This is a genomic window from Kribbella turkmenica (genome assembly GCF_004348725.1).
Lineage (GTDB): Bacteria > Actinomycetota > Actinomycetes > Propionibacteriales > Kribbellaceae > Kribbella > Kribbella turkmenica.
This window is the reverse complement of the sequence record NZ_SMKR01000303.1, coordinates 1-2,795: the sequence shown is the minus strand read 5'-3', so window position 1 is coordinate 2,795 and position 2,795 is coordinate 1. Positions and strand designations below refer to the sequence as shown.

Sequence of the window (2,795 nt, the reverse complement as noted above, 5' to 3'; positions counted from 1 at the left end):
CCTGTACGGCGATGTCCACCGCGCCCTGCGGTGCGCACGAGCACAGCACGACGTCGGCCACGTCCACCGCCTCGGCGAACGGCGTACCGATCAGGCCGGCCTCGTCGGCACGCGCCGTACTGTCCGGGCTCCGGCCTTCCGGCACCCAGCGCACCTCGTGGCCCGCGGTAACCAACTGTGCGGCCAGCTTCGAACCCATCGCACCCGGATGGAACACAGCGATCCGCATCGAGCCGTCCTCTCCAGAAGCGTCAGTGCTTCCCAAGATAGGCGAGGACGCGGCGGTGTTGTTCACCGTTGGTGAGCAGGCCGGGCCCGGACAGGAGCGATGCTGGACTCCACCAAAGGTGTGGGCGGACGCCGGATCAGCCCTGGAGCTTCAGGCGCGGCCGTCGAACAGGCTGGTCACCGAGCCGTCCTCGAACACCTCGCGGATGGCCCGGCTGATCAGCGGCGCGATCGACAGTTCGGTCAGCTTGTCGAACCGGCGATCCTCGGCGATCGGCAGCGTGTTGGTGACGATCACCTCGCTGGCCTGGCAGTTCTTCAGCCGGTCCACCGCCGGGCCGGACAGGATCGCGTGCGTCGCCGCGATCACGACCCCCGCGGCGCCGTCGGCGTACAGCGCGTCCGCCGCCTTGGTGATCGTGCCGGCGGTGTCGATCATGTCGTCGACCAGGATGCAGACCCGGTCCTTGACCTCGCCGACCACCCGGTTCGCGACCGTCTCGTTCGGCCGGTCGATGTCGCGGGTCTTGTGGATGAACGCCAGCGGCGCACCGCCGAGCCGGGCCGACCACTGCTCGGCCACCTTGATCCGGCCGGCGTCCGGCGACACTACGGACAGCCGCTGGTCGCCGTACTTGTTCTGCACGTACTCGCTCAGGATCGGCAGCGCCATCAGGTGGTCCACCGGGCCGTCGAAGAACCCCTGGATCTGAGAGGTGTGCAGGTCGACGCAGATCAGCCGGTTCGCGCCGGCGGTCTTGAACAGGTCCGCCATCAGCCGGGCCGAGATCGGCTCCCGGCCGCGGTGCTTCTTGTCCTGCCGGGCGTACCCGTAGAACGGCAGCACCACGGTGATCCGCTTGGCCGACGCCCGCTTCAGCGCGTCGACCATGATCAGCTGCTCCATGATCCACTCGTTGATCGGCGAGGTGTGGCTCTGGATCACGAACGCGTCGCTGCCCCGGACCGACTCCTCGAACCGGACGTAGATCTCGCCGTTGGCGAAGTCGTACGCCGACGTCGGCACCAGTCCGGCGCCCAGTTGCTCGGCGACCTCCTCGGCCAGACGGGGGTGAGCCCGGCCGGAGAACACCATCAGGTTCTTCTCGGTGGTTCGCTTCATCCCGCTCATGGCCCGGCCTCCCGTTACGCCTTCTCGCCAGTGTCGCCCACGGCACCTTCGTCCGTCTGCGGCGCAGCGTCCGCCTGCTGACCGGCGTCCGCCTGCTGCGCGGCCAGGGCCTCCTCGGCGGCCTTCGCGGTCTTGGTTCCGGCCCGCTTGCGGGCGACCCAGCCCTTGATGTTGCGCTGCCGCGCCCGCCCGACCGCGATCTCGCCCGGGCCGACGTCCTCGGTCAGCGCCGTACCGGCGGCCAGGTAGGCGCCGTCGGCGATCGTCCGCGGCGCGACCAGCACCGAGTTGCTGCCGACGAACGAGTACTTGCCGACGTGCGTCACGTGCTTGGCGATCCCGTCGTAGTTGACGAAGATCGTGCCGGCACCGATGTTCGCGCCCTCACCGATCACCGCGTCACCGGCGTACGTCAGGTGCGGCACCTTGGCGCCGTCGCCGATGTCGGCGTTCTTGGTCTCGACGAACGTGCCGATCTTGCCCTTGACGCCGAGCTTCGTCCCCGGCCGCAGGTAGGCGAACGGGCCGACGGACGCGCCGTCGCCGATCACCGAGCTGGAGCCGTGCGCGCGAATGACGGTCGCGTTCTCGCCGATCTCGACGTCGGTCAGCGTGGTGTCCGGGCCGATCGTCGTACCGCTGCCGGCCGTGGTCGCGCCGTGCAGCTGGGTGTTCGGCAGCAGGGTCACGTCGCGGGCCAGGCGGACCGTCTGGTCGACCCAGGTCGTGTTCGGGTCGACGATCGTGACGCCGTCGCGCATCAGCCCGTCGAGCGTCCGGCGGTTGAGCTCGGCGCGGAGCGCGGCCAGCTGGATCCGGTCGTTCACGCCTTCGGTCTGCATCGCGTCATCGGTCACGTAGGCGCCGACCCGCCGGCCGTCGTTCCGGGCGATCGCCAGGACGTCGGTCAGGTAGAGCTCGCCCTGCGCGTTGTCGGTGGTGATCCGGCTCAGTCCGTCGCGCAGCGTGGCCGCGTCGAACACGTAGATCCCGGCGTTGATCTCGTCGATCTGCCGCTGCTCGGCGGTCGCGTCCTTGTGCTCGACGATCCCGGCGACGGTGCCGTCCTCGCCCGGGATGATCCGCCCGTACCCGGTCGGGTCCGGCACCCGTGCGGTCAGCACGGTCACCGCGTTGCCCTGCTTGTCGTGCGCGGCGACCAGCTCCAGCAGCGTCTCCGCCTCGAGCAGCGGTACGTCACCCGACGTGACGACGACCGAGCCGTCGAAGTCGGCGGATACGGCGGTCAGCCCGGCGCGGACCGCGTCACCGGTGCCCAACTGCTGCTCCTGGACGGCGGTCTTCGCCTCCGGATCGACGGCGGCGAGATGCGCCTCGACCAGTTCGCGGCCGTTGCCGACCACCACCACCAGGTGCTCCGGGGCGAGTGCACGGGCGGTGACCACGGCGTGCCCGACGAGCTGTCTCTTATACA

3 protein-coding genes are annotated in these 2,795 nt (G+C 69.9%); all 3 read right to left on the bottom strand.

Annotated elements, in window-relative coordinates; genetic code table 11:
• Positions 1-229 (bottom strand): NAD(P)-binding domain-containing protein (locus E1218_RS35340; protein ID WP_165949568.1); only part of this gene is annotated, 229 nt, incomplete at its 3' end.
• Positions 230-379: 150 nt separating this feature from the next.
• The gene (locus E1218_RS35335; RefSeq protein WP_132327383.1) at positions 380-1,360 is read right to left on the bottom strand and encodes a ribose-phosphate diphosphokinase; all 981 of its coding nucleotides are present in this window, start codon (positions 1,358-1,360) and stop codon (positions 380-382) included.
• Between the two features lie 14 nt (positions 1,361-1,374).
• Positions 1,375-2,795: bifunctional UDP-N-acetylglucosamine diphosphorylase/glucosamine-1-phosphate N-acetyltransferase GlmU (gene glmU / locus E1218_RS35330; protein ID WP_132327382.1), on the bottom strand; the 1,421-nt coding region annotated here is incomplete at its 5' end.